16 protein-coding genes are annotated in these 15,689 nt (G+C 34.0%); 10 read left to right on the plus strand and 6 right to left on the minus strand.

Translation table 11 applies throughout. From position 1 onward, the window contains the following. Nucleotides 1-49 precede the first annotated feature (49 nt). From CW752_RS02295 to CW752_RS02310, 4 genes are all read right to left on the minus strand, one after another. Entirely contained in the window at nucleotides 50-700 is a 651-nt protein-coding gene (locus tag CW752_RS02295; RefSeq protein ID WP_101238177.1) for an outer membrane beta-barrel protein, read from the minus strand. A gap of 546 nt (nucleotides 701-1,246) precedes the next feature. Continuing rightward, nucleotides 1,247-1,744: a hypothetical protein gene (locus CW752_RS02300; protein WP_101238178.1), complete on the minus strand. Its 498-nt coding sequence runs from the start codon at nucleotides 1,742-1,744 to the stop codon at nucleotides 1,247-1,249. 146 nt (nucleotides 1,745-1,890) lie between these two features. Beyond that, nucleotides 1,891-2,553 (minus strand): porin family protein, encoded by a 663-nt coding sequence (locus CW752_RS02305; RefSeq protein WP_101238179.1) that lies wholly within the window; start codon nucleotides 2,551-2,553, stop codon nucleotides 1,891-1,893. Between the two features lie 117 nt (nucleotides 2,554-2,670). After that, on the minus strand, nucleotides 2,671-3,630 hold the full coding sequence (locus CW752_RS02310; protein WP_101238180.1) for a PhoH family protein: 960 nt from the start codon (nucleotides 3,628-3,630) through the stop codon (nucleotides 2,671-2,673). A 132-nt stretch (nucleotides 3,631-3,762) separates the two neighbouring features. On the opposite strand from CW752_RS02310, the gene CW752_RS02315 reads away from it, so the two are divergent. The 4 genes from CW752_RS02315 to CW752_RS02335 all read left to right on the plus strand — a co-directional run bounded on the left by CW752_RS02315 (nucleotide 3,763) and on the right by CW752_RS02335 (nucleotide 8,545). Continuing rightward, complete coding sequence (locus CW752_RS02315) at nucleotides 3,763-4,590, plus strand: S-adenosyl-l-methionine hydroxide adenosyltransferase family protein (RefSeq protein ID WP_101238181.1); 828 nt, start codon at nucleotides 3,763-3,765, stop codon at nucleotides 4,588-4,590. 63 nt (nucleotides 4,591-4,653) lie between these two features. Further along, complete coding sequence (locus CW752_RS02320; RefSeq protein WP_101238182.1) at nucleotides 4,654-5,961, plus strand: dihydrolipoamide acetyltransferase family protein; 1,308 nt, start codon at nucleotides 4,654-4,656, stop codon at nucleotides 5,959-5,961. Between the two features lie 252 nt (nucleotides 5,962-6,213). Beyond that, entirely contained in the window at nucleotides 6,214-6,561 is a 348-nt protein-coding gene (locus CW752_RS02330; protein WP_101238184.1) for a hypothetical protein, read from the plus strand. Nucleotides 6,562-7,192: 631 nt separating this feature from the next. After that, entirely contained in the window at nucleotides 7,193-8,545 is a 1,353-nt protein-coding gene (locus tag CW752_RS02335; RefSeq protein ID WP_101238185.1) for a chloride channel protein, read from the plus strand. Nucleotides 8,546-8,568: 23 nt separating this feature from the next. Here CW752_RS02335 and CW752_RS02340 read toward each other — a convergent pair whose 3' ends face one another. Beyond that, on the minus strand, nucleotides 8,569-9,168 hold the full coding sequence (locus tag CW752_RS02340; RefSeq protein ID WP_101238186.1) for a hypothetical protein: 600 nt from the start codon (nucleotides 9,166-9,168) through the stop codon (nucleotides 8,569-8,571). Nucleotides 9,169-9,631: 463 nt separating this feature from the next. On the opposite strand from CW752_RS02340, the gene rpsF reads away from it, so the two are divergent. The 3 genes from rpsF (at nucleotide 9,632) to rplI (ending at nucleotide 10,990) form a co-directional block, all read left to right on the plus strand. Then, entirely contained in the window at nucleotides 9,632-9,973 is a 342-nt protein-coding gene (rpsF, locus tag CW752_RS02345) for a 30S ribosomal protein S6 (protein ID WP_047429790.1), read from the plus strand. Between the two features lie 32 nt (nucleotides 9,974-10,005). Beyond that, complete coding sequence (gene rpsR, locus CW752_RS02350; RefSeq protein WP_002979091.1) at nucleotides 10,006-10,308, plus strand: 30S ribosomal protein S18; 303 nt, start codon at nucleotides 10,006-10,008, stop codon at nucleotides 10,306-10,308. 181 nt (nucleotides 10,309-10,489) lie between these two features. Next, nucleotides 10,490-10,990 (plus strand): 50S ribosomal protein L9, encoded by a 501-nt coding sequence (gene rplI / locus CW752_RS02355; RefSeq protein WP_101238187.1) that lies wholly within the window; start codon nucleotides 10,490-10,492, stop codon nucleotides 10,988-10,990. A 206-nt stretch (nucleotides 10,991-11,196) separates the two neighbouring features. Here the strand turns inward: rplI and CW752_RS02360 are convergent, their stop codons facing one another. Further along, nucleotides 11,197-12,000: a helix-turn-helix domain-containing protein gene (locus CW752_RS02360; protein WP_101238196.1), complete on the minus strand. Its 804-nt coding sequence runs from the start codon at nucleotides 11,998-12,000 to the stop codon at nucleotides 11,197-11,199. A gap of 214 nt (nucleotides 12,001-12,214) precedes the next feature. Between CW752_RS02360 and CW752_RS02365 the strand changes: the two genes are divergently transcribed. The 3 genes from CW752_RS02365 to CW752_RS02375 form a co-directional block, all read left to right on the plus strand. Then, nucleotides 12,215-13,471, plus strand: a complete 1,257-nt coding sequence (locus tag CW752_RS02365; protein ID WP_101238188.1) for a TolC family protein — start codon at nucleotides 12,215-12,217, stop codon at nucleotides 13,469-13,471. 5 nt (nucleotides 13,472-13,476) lie between these two features. Continuing rightward, nucleotides 13,477-14,523: an HlyD family secretion protein gene (locus CW752_RS02370; protein WP_101238189.1), complete on the plus strand. Its 1,047-nt coding sequence runs from the start codon at nucleotides 13,477-13,479 to the stop codon at nucleotides 14,521-14,523. 355 nt (nucleotides 14,524-14,878) lie between these two features. Continuing rightward, nucleotides 14,879-15,689: hypothetical protein (locus tag CW752_RS02375; RefSeq protein WP_133121637.1), on the plus strand; the 811-nt coding region annotated here is incomplete at its 3' end.

Below are 15,689 nucleotides of genomic sequence, written 5' to 3' on the forward strand. Positions count from 1 at the left end.
AAAAAGCCCTAAGAAATTCTCAGGGCTTTATTGCTATATGCTTTGTTTATTATTTTGCAAATACATACTTAACTCCGAAAGTTACAGAAGATAAATTCAATCCGAATTTATAATCGTTTACTCTCTTAGCTCCGTCTACGTTTACTTTAGAAGTATTGTATCCGAATTCACCGATAGTAGCTTCGATAGACCAGTTTTTGCTTAAGAAATAATCTAAACCTGGTTTAACGTTAACTCCGATAGAAGTGAAGTTATTTTTAGTAGAAGTAGATGTAGTAGCAGTACTTCCTCCAGCTGTAGTTGTAGCAGTAGCTTCGTCTTTATTCTGACCGAATACCATTGGTACTTCTAATTGACCGAATACATATAATTTATCAGCGATAGTCCAGTATTTTCTTACGAATGGAGCTACAACAAATCCAGAAACAGTTTCTTTTGAATCAATAGTAGTTGACCCAACTGTTTTAACAGTTTTTGTGTTATCGTTTTTGTAACCAACACCTAAACCTACTGCTAAGTTAGTGTCTACGAAATAACCTACAGTTGGAAGAACTTTATAGCTCTCTACTTTAGTATCGTTATTGTTGTTTTCTTTTTGAGAATAACCAACTTGTCCTGATAAATATGTAGTTCCTTTAGCAATCTGAGCATTTGATAAACCAAAAAGTGCAACAGCACCCGCTAATAATACTTTTTTCATTTTAAAAAATTTTTAATACTTTCTGAGGGCAAATTTACAGTGGGTCCCCTTAATATTAAAATTTGTTAATGTGATTAATATCATTACTAAATATTAGCTTTTTATAAAAATAAATCACATCCAATATAGTCTTTTAGGTTTTTCACAAAATTATGAATAAAAAAATTGCAATTTTTCAATTAGAGTTCAATATACTTGCTGTTTTAAATTTTCACATTTCAACACAATTCATCACTTTTAACATATTATAACAAAAAAACATTCTATAAAACGTTAACATTTAGATCCTTGAGTCTTAAAAATTAAACAAACGTTTATGTGAGTTCAGAAAAAATGACCCTTCCACCCTTTTTAATAACCGTTGGATGAATTGCAAATTCTTCAATATAGAAATCAATCATTACTTAATGAGATTCTCCCGACTATGCAGTATACAAGCTCCCAATCCTTAATCTTGCATTAATATTCTATTTAAATATTATTTATATATAGAAAACGAAACTCCGACGTATAGTCGGAGTTCAGTATGTTATTTTTGTCTTTTTCTTATTTCAAAAAGAAATTATAACCTAAGTTAATAGCTCCTACATTCCAGCTGCTTCTATACCATCCATAGTCACGTCTGTTACTGATCGTCTGATACCCTAAATACAATTCTCCTTTCTTCATCTGATATCCGAATTTCGGTTGAGCATAGAATCCACCATCTACTCCATTTTTAGTAGAAATACCATATCCCAAGTCCAGCCCCACAAAAACAGGAGCCCCTGAAAATTTATATTTACCGGAAACCGCTACAGGAATAAATCCGAAATCATCAAAATGATCTTTTCCGAAGAAATGGGAATATCCTGTCGTTACACCAAGGTCAAACCCTTTAGCAATATTCCACATATAAGCAGCATCTACTCCTAACGTGAATGAAGACACATCACTTGCGTCAGATACCGGAACCCCAATATGTCCGCCTAATTTAAAACCTTCCTGCGCCTGAGCTGCACCTCCTAAAAGTGCAAAAGCACCTAGTAATAATAGCTTTTTCATTTTTTTAGTAGCTTTTGAATTATTGCTTCAAAAATACTAATTTTTTTCATTTTAAAACCTTATCCAACGATTGATATTCTTCACAATAAAAAAACGGGACAATTTTTGTCCCGTTTATAGCATTATAAGATTATATAATTTCAAAATTAATTTCCCCCGAATTTGAAACCAACACCAACTTGTATAAAACTGTTCGTTAATTTTCCGTTTCCTTCTGCATGTTTTGCAAGGTTAGAAACTCCAAGGTTATATCTTGCATCGAAGAACAATCCGTTTTCCAATGCGTACTCAGCACCTAAGAAAGGAGCCAAATTCAAAGCATTCACCTGGTCTTTAATATCTACTTCCTGATCTCCTTCAAGCTCTACCAATGGTCCTAAACCTAGATCAGCAGTAAGTTTTTCTTTTGCAGAAAGGATAAGACCTACATTTGCTCCTGCCGAAACGGACAAACCTTCAGTAATAAAATATTTAGCCGATACAGGAATCAACAACGTATGAAGAGTTCGTTTTGCTTTAAAATTTAAAAATGTAGTTGGATCTTGGGGATCAGCAGCTTGTATTTTCATTTTTCCTCCCAGCGGAGAATATAAAAGTTCTCCCTGAAGAGCAAATTTGTCACTTAGTTTATATTCAACCAATCCCCCTACATAAAATGTATGTAATGGGTCTGAAGTCTCGGACTTACCATCTTCTTTCATTTTCAGGGTAGAATATGAATATCCGGCTTTAGCTCCAAATCTCACCTCCTGAGCGTTTACATTTGCTCCTAAAACAGCAATTGCTGCAATAAGTAAAAGTTTTTTCATTGTTAATTAGTTTTAATTTTTAAGGAAAGCAAAACTAATTATTTTTCTAAAACTAACAAATTTTAATTAAAAAAATAAACACAAATAAAACAATTAAAGAAATGCACTCTTTACATATTAATCATTCCTCAATCTCTTTTCTTCATCATTATAAGCCAAAATAATTTTTCTTACGACAGGGTGTCTTACTACATCTTCTTCTGTAAGATGCACAAAACCAATCTCATTGACTCCTTTTAGAATTCTCATAGCCTCTTTTAATCCGGACTGTTGGTTTTTCGGAAGGTCAATCTGACTAGGGTCTCCTGTAATAATAAACTTGGCATTCATTCCCATTCTCGTCAAAAACATTTTCATCTGAGCATGAGTAGTATTCTGCGCTTCATCAAGGATTACAAAAGCATCATCAAGTGTACGCCCTCTCATAAAAGCCAACGGAGCTACTTCAATTACCTTTTTTTCCATAAATCCTTCAAGCTTCTCATGAGGAATCATGTCACGAAGTGCATCATATAATGGCTGTAAATAAGGATCTAATTTTTCTTTAAGATCTCCCGGCAAAAACCCTAAGCTCTCCCCTGCTTCTACCGCAGGTCTCGTAAGAATAATCCTTTTCACCTCTTTATCTCTTAAAGCCCTTGCAGCCAATGCAACGCTGGTATATGTTTTCCCGGTTCCTGCAGGACCAATGGCAAAAACCATATCCTTTTTCTCCGTTTCTTTTACCAGCTTTTTAAGATTCGTTGTCTTAGCTTTAATGATTTTTCCGTTTACTCCTTTTACAATAATATCCTGATCAAAGATCAATTGTTTTTCATTTTCATCTTTGATATTTAGAATATTTTCAACGTCTTTTAGTACGATTGAATTGTTTTTAGAGATAAAACTGACAATATCATTCAGTTTTTGCTTCAATATATCTAAAGCTTCCTGATTTCCCATCGCAAAGATAAAGTGATCTCTTCCTGTAATTTTAAGGGTTGGAAAGCTTGATTTTATTAAGTTGAAAAATTGGTTATTAACTCCATAGAAGATTTTTGGGTCGATATCTTCCAAATCAAATGTTAATTCAAACATGCAGTATTTTTATTTTTAGATCTTAAAATTAAAGCTTTTTTTCAAATTTATATCAAATTCTTTTCAACAATCTTTCGGCCTTTCTTTTTATTTAAATAACTTTGCAATACTACACTATTCTAGAAATTGCTCATGTCAATTATTACCCTTACTTCGGATTTCGGAAATTTAGATTACAGAGTTGCCGCTGTGAAAGGCAAAATTCTGTCTCTAAATCCAGAGGTTAATATTATTGATATAACCCACGACATCCAGGCTTTCAACCTTATACAAACTTCGTATATTGTTCGAAACGCTTATAAATATTTTCCAAAAGGAACCATTCATATACTTTCTGTAGATAGCTTCTACAATAAATCAAGAAAAAATATTCTCTATAAAGCCGATGATTCTTACTTTTTAGCGGCAGACAACGGTCTTTTAAGTCTTATATTTTTTGATATTAAGCCTGAAGCCATTTATGAACTTACGCTGAATAATCGTTTCGACGATGTTATCAACTTTACTTCTACGGATATTTTCGTTCCGGCAGCAGTACATCTTGCCAACGGCGGCCTTCCTGAGGTTATTGGAAGAAAATTGAATACTGTCAAACAATTGATGTTCCCACGGCCTGTTTACAACGAATCGGAAGGAATGATTATTGGTGAAGTCACCTATATTGATAATTTCGGAAATATAATCTCAAATATCAACAAAGATTTTTTTGAAAATATCAGCAAAGGATACAGTAGCTTCACTATAAAATTTAGAAATCTTAGTCTTTCCAGAATATTTTCGAGCCATACCGAAGTGGTTTCTGACTGGAAAAGAGAGACCGAATTCCATGGGCAGTCGGCTGCTATCTTCAATGACAGCCAGCTATTGGAACTTACAATATATAAAGGAAGCAAGAAAAATGGGGCTAAAAGCCTGTTTGGATTGAATGTAGGCGAGAATATTTACATTGAATTCAGCTAAAATTATATATTTCATAAAAAAACCGATTTTTTTTATATATTTGTCAAAATCTAAAAATCAAAAATGGCAGAATACAAATTATTGCTTCCTTCTATGGGAGAAGGTGTTATGGAAGCGACAATTATCACTTGGTTATTCAATGAAGGTGATAACGTAAAAGAGGATGACTCCGTAGTAGAAATTGCAACAGATAAAGTAGATTCAGACGTACCGACACCAGTTTCGGGAAAAATTGTGAAAATTTTAAAGCAAAAAGATGAAGTTGCAAAAGTAGGTGAGGCCATTGCTATTTTAGAAATTGAAGGAGAAGGCACAGCTTCAGAAGAAGCAAAAACAGAAGCTCCAGCAACTACTCCGGATGCTGAAACATTAAAAACGATTGAAGAACCTTTACAGACTGTGGCAGCTTCAAACGTAGAATTTTCAGGAGATCTTTATTTGTCTCCACTTGTAAAATCAATTGCACAACAGGAAAACATTTCTGAAACTGAACTAAAGTCCATCAAAGGAAGTGGTTTAGAAGGAAGAATTACCAAAGAAGATATATTAGCTTACGTTGCGAACAGAGGAAGCCGACCAGCTCAACAATCTGCTCCGGCTCCAGTAGCAACTACTCCACAAGCAGCAGTATCTGCTCCGGCGGCTACCGTTCCGGTAAGTGCCGGTGATGAGATCATTCCTATGGACAGAATGAGAAAGATCATCGCTGAAAACATGGTAAAAGCAAAACAAATTGCTCCACACGTTACTTCTTTCATCGAAACAGACGTTACCAATGTTGTAAAATGGAGAAATAAAAACAAAGCCATTTTCGAAAAACGTGAAGGTGAAAAATTAACATTCATGCCTATTTTCGTGAAAGCTGTGGTAAAAGCGATTCAGGATTTCCCAATGATTAACGTTTCTGTAAGCGGTGAAAACATTATCAAAAAGAAAAACATCAACATCGGTATGGCCACTGCCCTTCCGGACGGAAACCTTATCGTTCCTGTTATCAAAAATGCTGACCAGTTATCTTTATCAGGCCTTGCAAAAGCCATCAATGATTTAGCATACAGAGCAAGAAATAAGAAATTAAGACCTGAAGATACTCAAGGAGCGACATATACAATTTCTAACGTAGGAAGCTTTGGAAACCTTATGGGAACACCAATTATTCCTCAGCCTCAGGTCGCTATTTTAGCAATCGGAGCAATCGTTAAAAAGCCGGCTGTTCTTGAAACAAAAGATGGTGATGTGATTGCAATCAGAAACCTGATGTTTATGTCTCATTCTTATGACCACAGAGTGGTAGACGGTTCTTTAGGTGGAATGATGTTGAAACACGTTCATGATTATCTGGAAAACTGGGATCTGAATACTGAAATATAAAACAGCAGAGTATTTCCTTAATATAACTGAAAAATTAAAAACCTTAATTCAAAACAAATAGCCCATGAAAAACGCAACATTAATTGCTGTAATTTCATTAAGTATTATTATTCTTATTGAACTTATTCAATTTGTTCTCAGCTTTTTTGAAACCTATTCTATGCAGCTGTACCGCGTTTTTGGTGTTATAAATTTGATTTGTTTTATGGGGATTCTGCAATTTTTCATTAAATTGTACAATAAACAAAAGGAATGAACCCTGAACTTAGAGAACTATTTGAGATAAAACAGGACGACGAAAAAAATAATCAACCTACCAATCAAAACGTAACAACTCATATTATAACACGTCTTGCTTTGATTATTTTTGGAACCCTTGGTTTTGTCATTGCAATGACTCAAGCTAAAGGCTGGGATGCTTTGGGTTATTTTTTCTTTATGATGATTTTTCATGCTGTATGGCTGCTTTTCATCATCATTGAAACAATTTTCCTCCAAGGCAGTGGAAAGGTCAAGCTAAGGAATGTTAACTTAGTTTTCATTAGTGTTCTCTTAATAATCTATGGAATAGGATCTGGCGTCTTTTTAGGTAGACCTTAAAATAATCAAAAACAGGCTTTCAAAATTGAAAGCCTGTTTTTTGTTTGATACAACGCATTATTTTGAATCCCCTTTTTATAGGATCAAGAGCAAAAGTTTTGGGGCTTAGAATATTTAGATCTGTTTAGTTTTAAAATTTTACGCAAAGGATTTCTATTATCTGGTGTTGTATTTTAGGAAGCAAAGGCTGAATCAATTGTATTGATTTTTCTAAGCGTACGCCTATCTACATCGCTTCATCAGCGACTTTTGTCGCATTCTTAGCTCCCTTATCAATAATCAATTGCATCTTGTTTTTTCGTTGAAATAAAATTTCAGTATAAAGCTTAGAGAAGTAAAAAGATCATTCATTTTTTTCTTTAGGTTAACTAATTTTTTACTTAGTCCCCAAGTTTTGAACCTGATCCTTTATATATTCAAAGTAATTATTCAGAATTCAAATAAGACACTAAAAAGTGTCAAATTAAAATTTTAGGATTACAAAACATTTTATAAGAACCGGATAAATACCATAAATAGAGACTTTGATTTTAATCAGAGTTTTTTACATTAAAAAAAACAAATAAAAATACAGATGATCAATTTTAAATTTTAAACTTAAAATTGTAATTTCATCCCACAATAGAAACAAATGCTGAAAGTCTTTATCCTTATACGAAAATCCATTAAAAACTCTTTCGACAATATCCGAAATGAACAACTGAAGTACAACCTGCTTCAGGCCATACCTTTCTGGATAGGATCCGTGATCACCGGCTTTTTCGCCGTATTGTATGCTCAGCTATTTGCGTGGGGTGAAAATCTGATGAATTTTATTTTCGACTGGCATGCATGGATGATTTTCATTATTGCTCCCATTGGTTTTGTTCTTTCCTGGTGGTTGGTAAAAGAATTTGCACCCAATGCTAAAGGAAGTGGTATTCCTCAGGTGATGGCTGCTGTAGAATTGGCCAATCCGAAAGAACATAAGAAAATCAGAAGTCTTTTAAGTCTTAAAATCATCATTTTTAAAATTGTATCTTCTGTAGTTTTAGTTATTGGCGGAGGTGCTGTAGGCCGTGAAGGGCCAACCATCCAGATTGCCGGTTCGGTTTTCAGAAAAGTAAATGAATACCTTCCGGATTGGTGGCCAAAGATCTCTAAGAAAAATATGATTATGACAGGTGCTGCTGCAGGGCTTGCCGCCGCTTTCAATACTCCACTGGGGGGAATTGTATTTGCCGTGGAAGAACTTTCAAAAACGCATATTAATTACTTTAAAACAGCTTTATTTACAGCGGTTATTATTGCCGGCTTAACGGCACAGACATTAGCCGGATCTTACTTATATCTAGGATACCCGAAAACCAATGATGTTTCTTTAATGGTTATGTTTCCAATTGTATTGGTGGCAGCTACAGCTGGAATTCTTGCAAGCCAGCTTTCAGTAATTATGCTTAAAATCAATGGTTGGAAAAAAAGAAAGTTAAAAACGGATAGAGCTCATGTTATATTTCTGGTAATCTGCGCCTTAATTATTGCTTCCATTGCTTATTTTATCAATCGTGAAGTTTTAGGTTCCGGAAAAGAGATTATGGAACGGGTACTTTTTACAAAAGACAAGCATGAAGACTGGTATGTTCCGATTTTAAGGATGCTTGGACCTGCCCTGTCTTTCACTTCCGGAGGTGCAGGAGGAATTTTTGCACCGGCACTTACAGCAGGAGCCAGTATTGGTTCTGTTATTTCAGGAATTATTCATCTGACACCCAATGAAACCAATGTGGTTGTTCTTGGCGGCATGGTTGCTTTTCTTACAGGAATTACCCGCGCACCATTTACATCCGCAATTATTGTCCTGGAAATGACCGACAGGCATTCATTAATTTTTCATTTGATGCTTGCCGGTATGGTATCTTCAATAGCCTCTATTTTGGTAAGCAGGCATTCTTTGTATGACGTATTAAAAGTGAATTTCCTTACTGAAGTAAGGCAACGGGATTAATTAAAGAAATCTTCTCTTCAGTATTAATCTTCTTTCAACATAATTTTTAAATCTTTCATTGCTTCTAAAACATTAGCAGCTACTTCATGATCAGTTAACTTGATCACCAGTTTATTTAGTTCTTTTTTGGATTTAGTAATTTTATATGTGACAATGTTTAAATAAGCAATATTATCTTTTCTTCTGGAGATATTATGAAAGGCAACCACTTTACTAAAATCCCAAAAGTCACCTTCATGAACAATACGTCCTTTTGCGTTTAATGAATTGATTTTAATATTATTCCCTTCAAATTCGGCATGCAAAGACAAATCATTTCTGTCACGATCGATTCCGTACTCATTGATTTTGGATATGATAAATTTTTCAGCCTCGTCAGCTGTTTTATATTTTCCTAAAACATCCGTTTTACCATTAATGTAGGTAATTTGATAAATCTCAGATTTATCCAGGGAATGAGTAGGCCCATCCGGATTATCCAGCTCTTTATACGTAATATTTGTAGGACCAACTTCAATGAGCTTGGCATCAAAAGAGCTTCCGTTTTTCATGGAAATTTTGTCCTGAGAATAAAAAAGATTTCCTGCTACCAGAAGGGGTAAGATGTAATAATTAATTTTCATTTTTGAGAGAATTTGTTTTCTGATTAAAAGTGAAAACCAAAATGCAAAAATCAGTCCTTAATTGTAAAAAACACATTATTTATATCCGTTGTGCATTTTGATATTAAATGTCAGTTCGGAATAAAACAGCCTTGAAGCCGGGAGTAATGAAGGTCATAATGAATAGCGATTTATCTTTTTTATCGATCTTGAGATAAAAATTAATGATATAATGGGTTGTCAGTTTTTACAACTGACAGTAACTTTCAGCTTCTTTCTTCGAGCTCAGGTGATTTTAGCTCAAAATGCACAACGGGCATTATCCATAAAATTAATTATTGAGAATTAAAAATCAACAGATGATTCACCGTACAATAATGTCCATTATATAGCAAACTTCATTTATTTCCTTCTCTCCCTTGTATATTACAAATATATTTTCTACTTTTGCACCTCGAAATAATTAACAAATTCATTTAACATTATGAACAATTACGAAACTGTTTTCATTTTAACTCCCGTTCTATCTGAGTCACAGGTAGAGGAAGCAGTGAACAAGTATGTAGATCTTATCAAAGAAAAGAACTGCGAAATCGTTGCTAAAGAAAACTGGGGATTAAAAAAATTAGCTTACCCAATCCAATTGAAAAAGAATGGGTTCTATACTTTAATCGAATTTAAAGGAGAAGGTACTGTAGTAGCTGACTTAGAATTAGCATTTAAGCGTGACGAAAGAGTAATCCGTTACCTTACTACAAAACTTGACAAGCATGCTGTTGAGTACGCTGTAACTAGAAGAACTAAAGTAAAAGCAGCTAAAGCTTAATTAATTAACCCTATTTTTTAAAAAGACAAGACATGGCAATAGATGAAATGGCTAAACAAGCCTCAGCTGGAGGAGAATCAGAAGTAAAATTCCTTACTCCACTTGATATCAATACAAAATCTGAAAAGAAATATTGTAGATTCAAAAAATATGGAATTAAGCACGTTGATTACAAAGATGCTGATTTCTTATTACAGTTTGTAAACGAGCAAGGTAAAATTTTACCAAGAAGATACACTGGAACTTCTTTAAAATACCAAAGAAAAGTTTCTGCTGCTATCAAAAGAGCAAGACACCTTGCATTACTACCATACGTAGCTGACTTATTAAAGTAAGATATAAAGAAACAAGAAGAAAGAGAAAAAACCTTGGGTTATTTTCTCTTTTTTTAAGTTGCTGAATAAATAATTAATTCTAACGATTTTTAGATTAAAGAAAAGAAATAATTTCTAAGACATCAGTCTTTTTTCTTTTTTCTTTGTTCTTTTCTCTAAAACTAAAAAACGGACAACAACAATGGAAATTATCCTAAAAAAAGACGTAGAAAACTTAGGACTTGAGTTTGATACAGTAAACGTAAAGCCAGGTTATGCTAGAAACTTCTTAATTCCTCAAGGAATTGCTCTTTTAGCTACACCTAAAAACAAGGCTGCTTTAGAAGCTACATTAGAAGCTAGAAAAGAAGAAGAAGCTAAATTAATCGCTACTGCTAACGCTGTAGTTGAGCAATTGAAGAAAACTTCTATCACTATTCCTGCAAAAGTAGGTGCTGGTGATAAATTATTCGGATCTATCAACAATGCTGATCTATCTGCTGCTTTAGAAAAAGCTGGTGTTGCTGTAGAGAAAAAATATATCAAAATTCCTGGTAACACAATCAAGAGAACTGGTAAATTTGCCGCTCTTATCAGACTTCACAGAAATGTTGAGTACAACTACGAATTCGACATCGTTTCTGACGCTCCGGTTGAAGCTGCTCCTGCTAAAAAGGAAGAGGCTAAATCTGAAGAAGCTTAATCAACGACTGAGAATTTCTCACAATATAAGACCACTTCAATTTTATTGGGGTGGTTTTTTTGTGCAGTAAGATTGGGAGAATAAAGAATAAAGAACAAAGAGCCAAGAGCCAAGAATCAAGAATCAAGAATCAAGAATCAAGATATATTGGGTTCAGTCTACTCAATCCACTCTCTCACTCTCTTACCCTAAAACCCTCCCACTAATTATCTATCTCCTCTCAATTTCTGCTGGTACTCCGTAGGAGCCACACCAATTACTTTTTTAAAAATATTACTAAAAGAAGACAGACTATTGTAACCTACCATCATGGCAATCTCATACATATTATATTTTCCTTCCAACATGAGCTCAAGAGAACGGGTAATTCTCAACGCTCGCAGAAAACGAACGTAATTCATGCCTAAAATCTCTTTAAACTTTCTGGAAAGGGTTCTTGTACTCATTCCGAATTCCTTGGCCGTAGATTCAATCGTAAGAGGCTTCTCCAAGTTAGCGTGAATATATCTTGCAATCTTCAACAAAGTTTCATCTTTTGGAAAAGGGTGCTGTATGGGAAATGCCAGGTGTTTATGTTTTTTTTCCTGTAAAACACCTTTAAGCGCTTTGAGAAAATAATATTTAGAATGATCATTTTTTGTGATTTTCCCATCCCAGTCTTTAGTATATAAAATCATCTCTCGAAGCAAATCATTCACTGAATAGATATTAATTTCATCAAAAAAGACATTTTCATTTTCCTCTTTTTTAAAATAAAAATTATATAGATCAACTTTTGGACTGGTAGAAAAGAGATAATGGGGAGTTCCCGCAGGAATCCACATGAAACATCTTGCCGGAAGATACCAATGCTTGAGATCTGTAAAAACATGCACAATACCACCTTCTGCATATACCAATTGCGCAGAACTGTGATAATGAATATCTGTCGTTATATTTCCGGTAAGCACATGATACACATAAAACTCGGCATCTTCATCTTCTACTTCTTTAAAATGACTATCATTCATGAAATAAAGATAAGAAGAAATTTTAAATTGGCGTAAATGAGCAAATATTTTTCTTGTTTCACAAATCATGTCCAACCTTAGTCGTCGTAACTTTGCTGCATCAAAATCATTTTAGCAAAAATCCTTTAATTAATTTATGAATATGACATTTAACGCATGCCGATATCTGTGCATTGCGTTGTGCTTATTATTGAGCAATTTTTTACACACACAGATGATCGATTACCAACATCTTGGGCTACAACAAGCCATAGAAATTGGTATGAAAAACAACAAGAATATCCAGATAAGTCATCTAAAACAGGAAATGTCCGTTACCAAGGAGAAAGATCTCAAAATGGAAAAGCTACCGGACATCGAGTTTCATACAAGTTATACTCAGGTAACCAACCTTTTTCAATATCAGGATGGCGTATTTAACAAACCTACAAAGTATGATGCGATCAACGGAATGTATGATTTTACTTTATCAGCTTCCATACCTGTATATATGGGTGGAAAAATAAAAAATACAGAAAAGAAAGCAGCTATTGATACTGAGATCTCCACTTTGAAAACCCACTTGGATGAAAGACAACTTAAAATGCAAATCATTACCGCTTTTCTGCAAATCCACCATTTGAAAGAACAACTGAGTCTTATCAACGATAAAATGAAAGAAGATTCCGTAAACATTAAGCAAGTAAAAGCATTGAAAGCTAATGGTGTTGTAACAGTAAATGAGGTATTGAGAACTTCTTTACAGCTTTCTAACCATACAATGAGCCGGACAGAACTCGATAATGATATACAAATCGCAGAACACAAATTGAAAACGATTCTTTCATTACCGGAAGGACAAGAAATGCACGTCGATACAGAGGATCTTATCTCAGACAAAGCAGCTATACCTTACATTGATGAGCTTACAGAAACCGCTTTAAACAAAAATGAATCTGTTGAAATCACTCACAAAAACCTTTCTTTAAAAGAATTGGATCAAAAAATTACCAAAGCGAATTATTTGCCTAAAATTACTGCCGGCGGAGAATATTTTTTAAAATATCCCAACATGATGTTTTTTCCTCCTGAGCCTTATGCATATCGATTAGGAATGATTGGAATGAATCTTACCTACCCTATCGAAAACCTGTATAAAAACAAATATAAAATGCAGGAAGCAAAAGAAAATATAAATCTCGCCAAACTTCAGATCGAGGAAAATGAAGAAAAAATCAGACACAATGTCTATGAAGCTTATAAAAAGTTTGAAGAGACAGACCAGAAAGTAAAAATTGCTGAAGAAGCTATTAACCAGGCAAAAGAAAATTATCGTATTGTAAGAACAAAATACGCCAATAAACTAAGCTTGATTACTGAACTGATCGATGCAGACAACTCTTACTTGGAAGCTGAATCTAATCTTATTTCTGTAAAAATTAACCGACAACTAAAATACTACCAACTCCAATATACGATTGGAAACTTATAAAAACTATGGCACAAAAACAATTGACGCAAAAGGAAAAAAGAATCAACAAGACCATAACGTTACTAGCCTGGATCCTTATCATCAGTGGGATTACAGGGATGGTAAGTTTTTATCTTTTTTCAAGAAAAAATGTAACAACCAACGATGCGCAGATCGAACAATATATAACACCGGTATCCAGTAAGGTTTCAGGATTTATCAAAATCATAAAGTTTAATGAGAACCAGTTTGTCCATAAAGGTGATACTTTAATTATCATAGACAACAGGGAATTTGTAAATCAGGTCCATATGGCTGAAGCCAACCTTAATGCCAATACCGAAAATATTACAACAATTCAAAGCAGTGTAGATACCAAAGAAAGCGATACTAAAATTATTGATGCTAAGATTGCTTCAGCAAGAATCGATATCTGGAAAAATGAACAAGATTTTAAAAGATATAAAAACTTACTCGCGGAAGACGCTGCTACTGAACAAGAATTTGAAAATGTAAAAGCTTCTTATGAACAATCAAAAGCCAATCTTTTGGCACTGGAACAACAGAAAAATGCAGTAAGGGCCGGTGCTAATGAACAACAAACCAAAGTTGCTCCTGCAAAGAGCCAGATTCAACAAAGTTCTGCCAGTTTGAATAATGCCAAACTTTTTCTTTCATATACCGTCATTACAGCTCCTTATGATGGCTGGGTAGGTAAGAAAACGATTCAGCAAGGACAATTGATAAAAGAAGGACAGGCTTTGGTACAGATCGTAAGCAAAGAAAAATGGATCATTGCCAATTATAAAGAAACCCAACTTGGGCAAATAGATCAGAAACAGGAAGTAACTATTACTGCGGATGCTTATCCGGGAATCGAGTTTAAAGGTAAAATACTTTCAATCTCTCCTGCTTCAGGATCTCAATTTTCTTTAGTAAAACCCGACAATGCAACCGGCAACTTTGTAAAAATAGAACAAAGATTTCCTGTGAAAATTATTCTTGACAATAATAAAGATAATGAAAAGCTACTCTCCGGAATGAATGTTCTGGTGAGCGCTAAAAAGATATAAGTATTAGAGTATTAGAGTATTAGAGTATTAGAGTATTAGAGTATTAGAGTATTAGAGTATTAGAGTATTAGAGTATTAGAGTATTAGAGTATTAGAGTATTAGAGTATTAGAGTACAAAAATATCTGCTTTTATAATCATTTTCAAATTTTCAAATTAAAATTAGATTTTTTTACAGCGAAAAGACAAAACCGCTAAATAGCAAATCTTCAGATTTTTTCTTAAGCATATTTGCCGTTTTACCTTTTACTTTTACACCATTGCCTTTTTGTCTTTTCGCACTTTTATTGTAAGAAAATCAATAAAAATTAACCCACAATTTTGCTTTCTCAGCTTCCTTAGCTTTTAAAACAATTATGCAACACAATACGGTCTATCATAAATGGTTACCACAATGGCTGAAATTGCCTCTTCTTGTACTGGCATTATTTCCGCACATTATGCTACTGTCATTACTGCATTCCAATAGTGCTTTTACATCTTCTTTTATGGATGTAGATTCGGATGACATTCAATATTTGATGATGTTGATGTATGGAACATTTGTAGTAACTCTTTTGGTTTTACAACGATTTATGTCTTATTTCAGTGTGAAATATTATGTTCTCCTCATGTCTTCCGTTTCGGTGATTCTTCTGTATATTTTATCTGTCACCAATGATTATCATGTTATTTTGGTGATCCGGTTTTTAGAAGGATTCTTTGGATTGCTGGAGGGCGCTATCTTTTTACCTTTAATCATTGCTGAACTAAAAACCAGACATGCCAAAGTGATTGCTTATCTTTTCATGTATACTCTTATGCTTACAGGAGGAACGATAACCACCACTCTATTAAAATCGAGCATTCAGGATTATGATTATCAACATATGATTCTAATGATGGCCTATTTTCATGTTTTTGTTCTGATTTTGGGTTTTCTTATTTTCAACAAAAATCGTTTCTTCCCCAAAAAGCCTTTATATCAAATGGATATCCCCAGTTGGTTTTTACTATGGGCTTGTCTTCAATCCGGAGCCTATGCTATCGTCTATGGGAAAAGACTGATGTGGTTCGAATCGGATTCGATTATTATTTGTTTGTTTATATTTCTTCTTTCCGGAGGTTTATTTATGCTGAAGCAAAGAAATTCAAAACGTCCTTTATTCCATTATGAAGTTTTCAATT

It is taken from the genome of Chryseobacterium sp. PMSZPI (assembly GCF_002835665.1).
Lineage (GTDB): Bacteria > Bacteroidota > Bacteroidia > Flavobacteriales > Weeksellaceae > Chryseobacterium.

Bases quoted from the DNA above. Each gene is read 5' to 3' on its own strand.
- CW752_RS02295 (WP_101238177.1), bottom strand. From the start codon at position 700: ATGAAAAAAGTATTATTAGCGGGTGCTGTTGCACTTTTTGGTTTATCA.
- CW752_RS02300 (WP_101238178.1), bottom strand. From the start codon at position 1,744: ATGAAAAAGCTATTATTACTAGGTGCTTTTGCACTTTTAGGAGGTGCA.
- CW752_RS02305 (WP_101238179.1), bottom strand. From the start codon at position 2,553: ATGAAAAAACTTTTACTTATTGCAGCAATTGCTGTTTTAGGAGCAAAT.
- CW752_RS02310 (WP_101238180.1), bottom strand. From the start codon at position 3,630: ATGTTTGAATTAACATTTGATTTGGAAGATATCGACCCAAAAATCTTC.
- CW752_RS02315 (WP_101238181.1), top strand. From the start codon at position 3,763: ATGTCAATTATTACCCTTACTTCGGATTTCGGAAATTTAGATTACAGA.
- CW752_RS02320 (WP_101238182.1), top strand. From the start codon at position 4,654: ATGGCAGAATACAAATTATTGCTTCCTTCTATGGGAGAAGGTGTTATG.
- CW752_RS02330 (WP_101238184.1), top strand. From the start codon at position 6,214: ATGAACCCTGAACTTAGAGAACTATTTGAGATAAAACAGGACGACGAA.
- CW752_RS02335 (WP_101238185.1), top strand. From the start codon at position 7,193: ATGCTGAAAGTCTTTATCCTTATACGAAAATCCATTAAAAACTCTTTC.
- CW752_RS02340 (WP_101238186.1), bottom strand. From the start codon at position 9,168: ATGAAAATTAATTATTACATCTTACCCCTTCTGGTAGCAGGAAATCTT.
- rpsF (WP_047429790.1), top strand. From the start codon at position 9,632: ATGAACAATTACGAAACTGTTTTCATTTTAACTCCCGTTCTATCTGAG.
- rpsR (WP_002979091.1), top strand. From the start codon at position 10,006: ATGGCAATAGATGAAATGGCTAAACAAGCCTCAGCTGGAGGAGAATCA.
- rplI (WP_101238187.1), top strand. From the start codon at position 10,490: ATGGAAATTATCCTAAAAAAAGACGTAGAAAACTTAGGACTTGAGTTT.
- CW752_RS02360 (WP_101238196.1), bottom strand. From the start codon at position 12,000: ATGAATGATAGTCATTTTAAAGAAGTAGAAGATGAAGATGCCGAGTTT.
- CW752_RS02365 (WP_101238188.1), top strand. From the start codon at position 12,215: ATGATCGATTACCAACATCTTGGGCTACAACAAGCCATAGAAATTGGT.
- CW752_RS02370 (WP_101238189.1), top strand. From the start codon at position 13,477: ATGGCACAAAAACAATTGACGCAAAAGGAAAAAAGAATCAACAAGACC.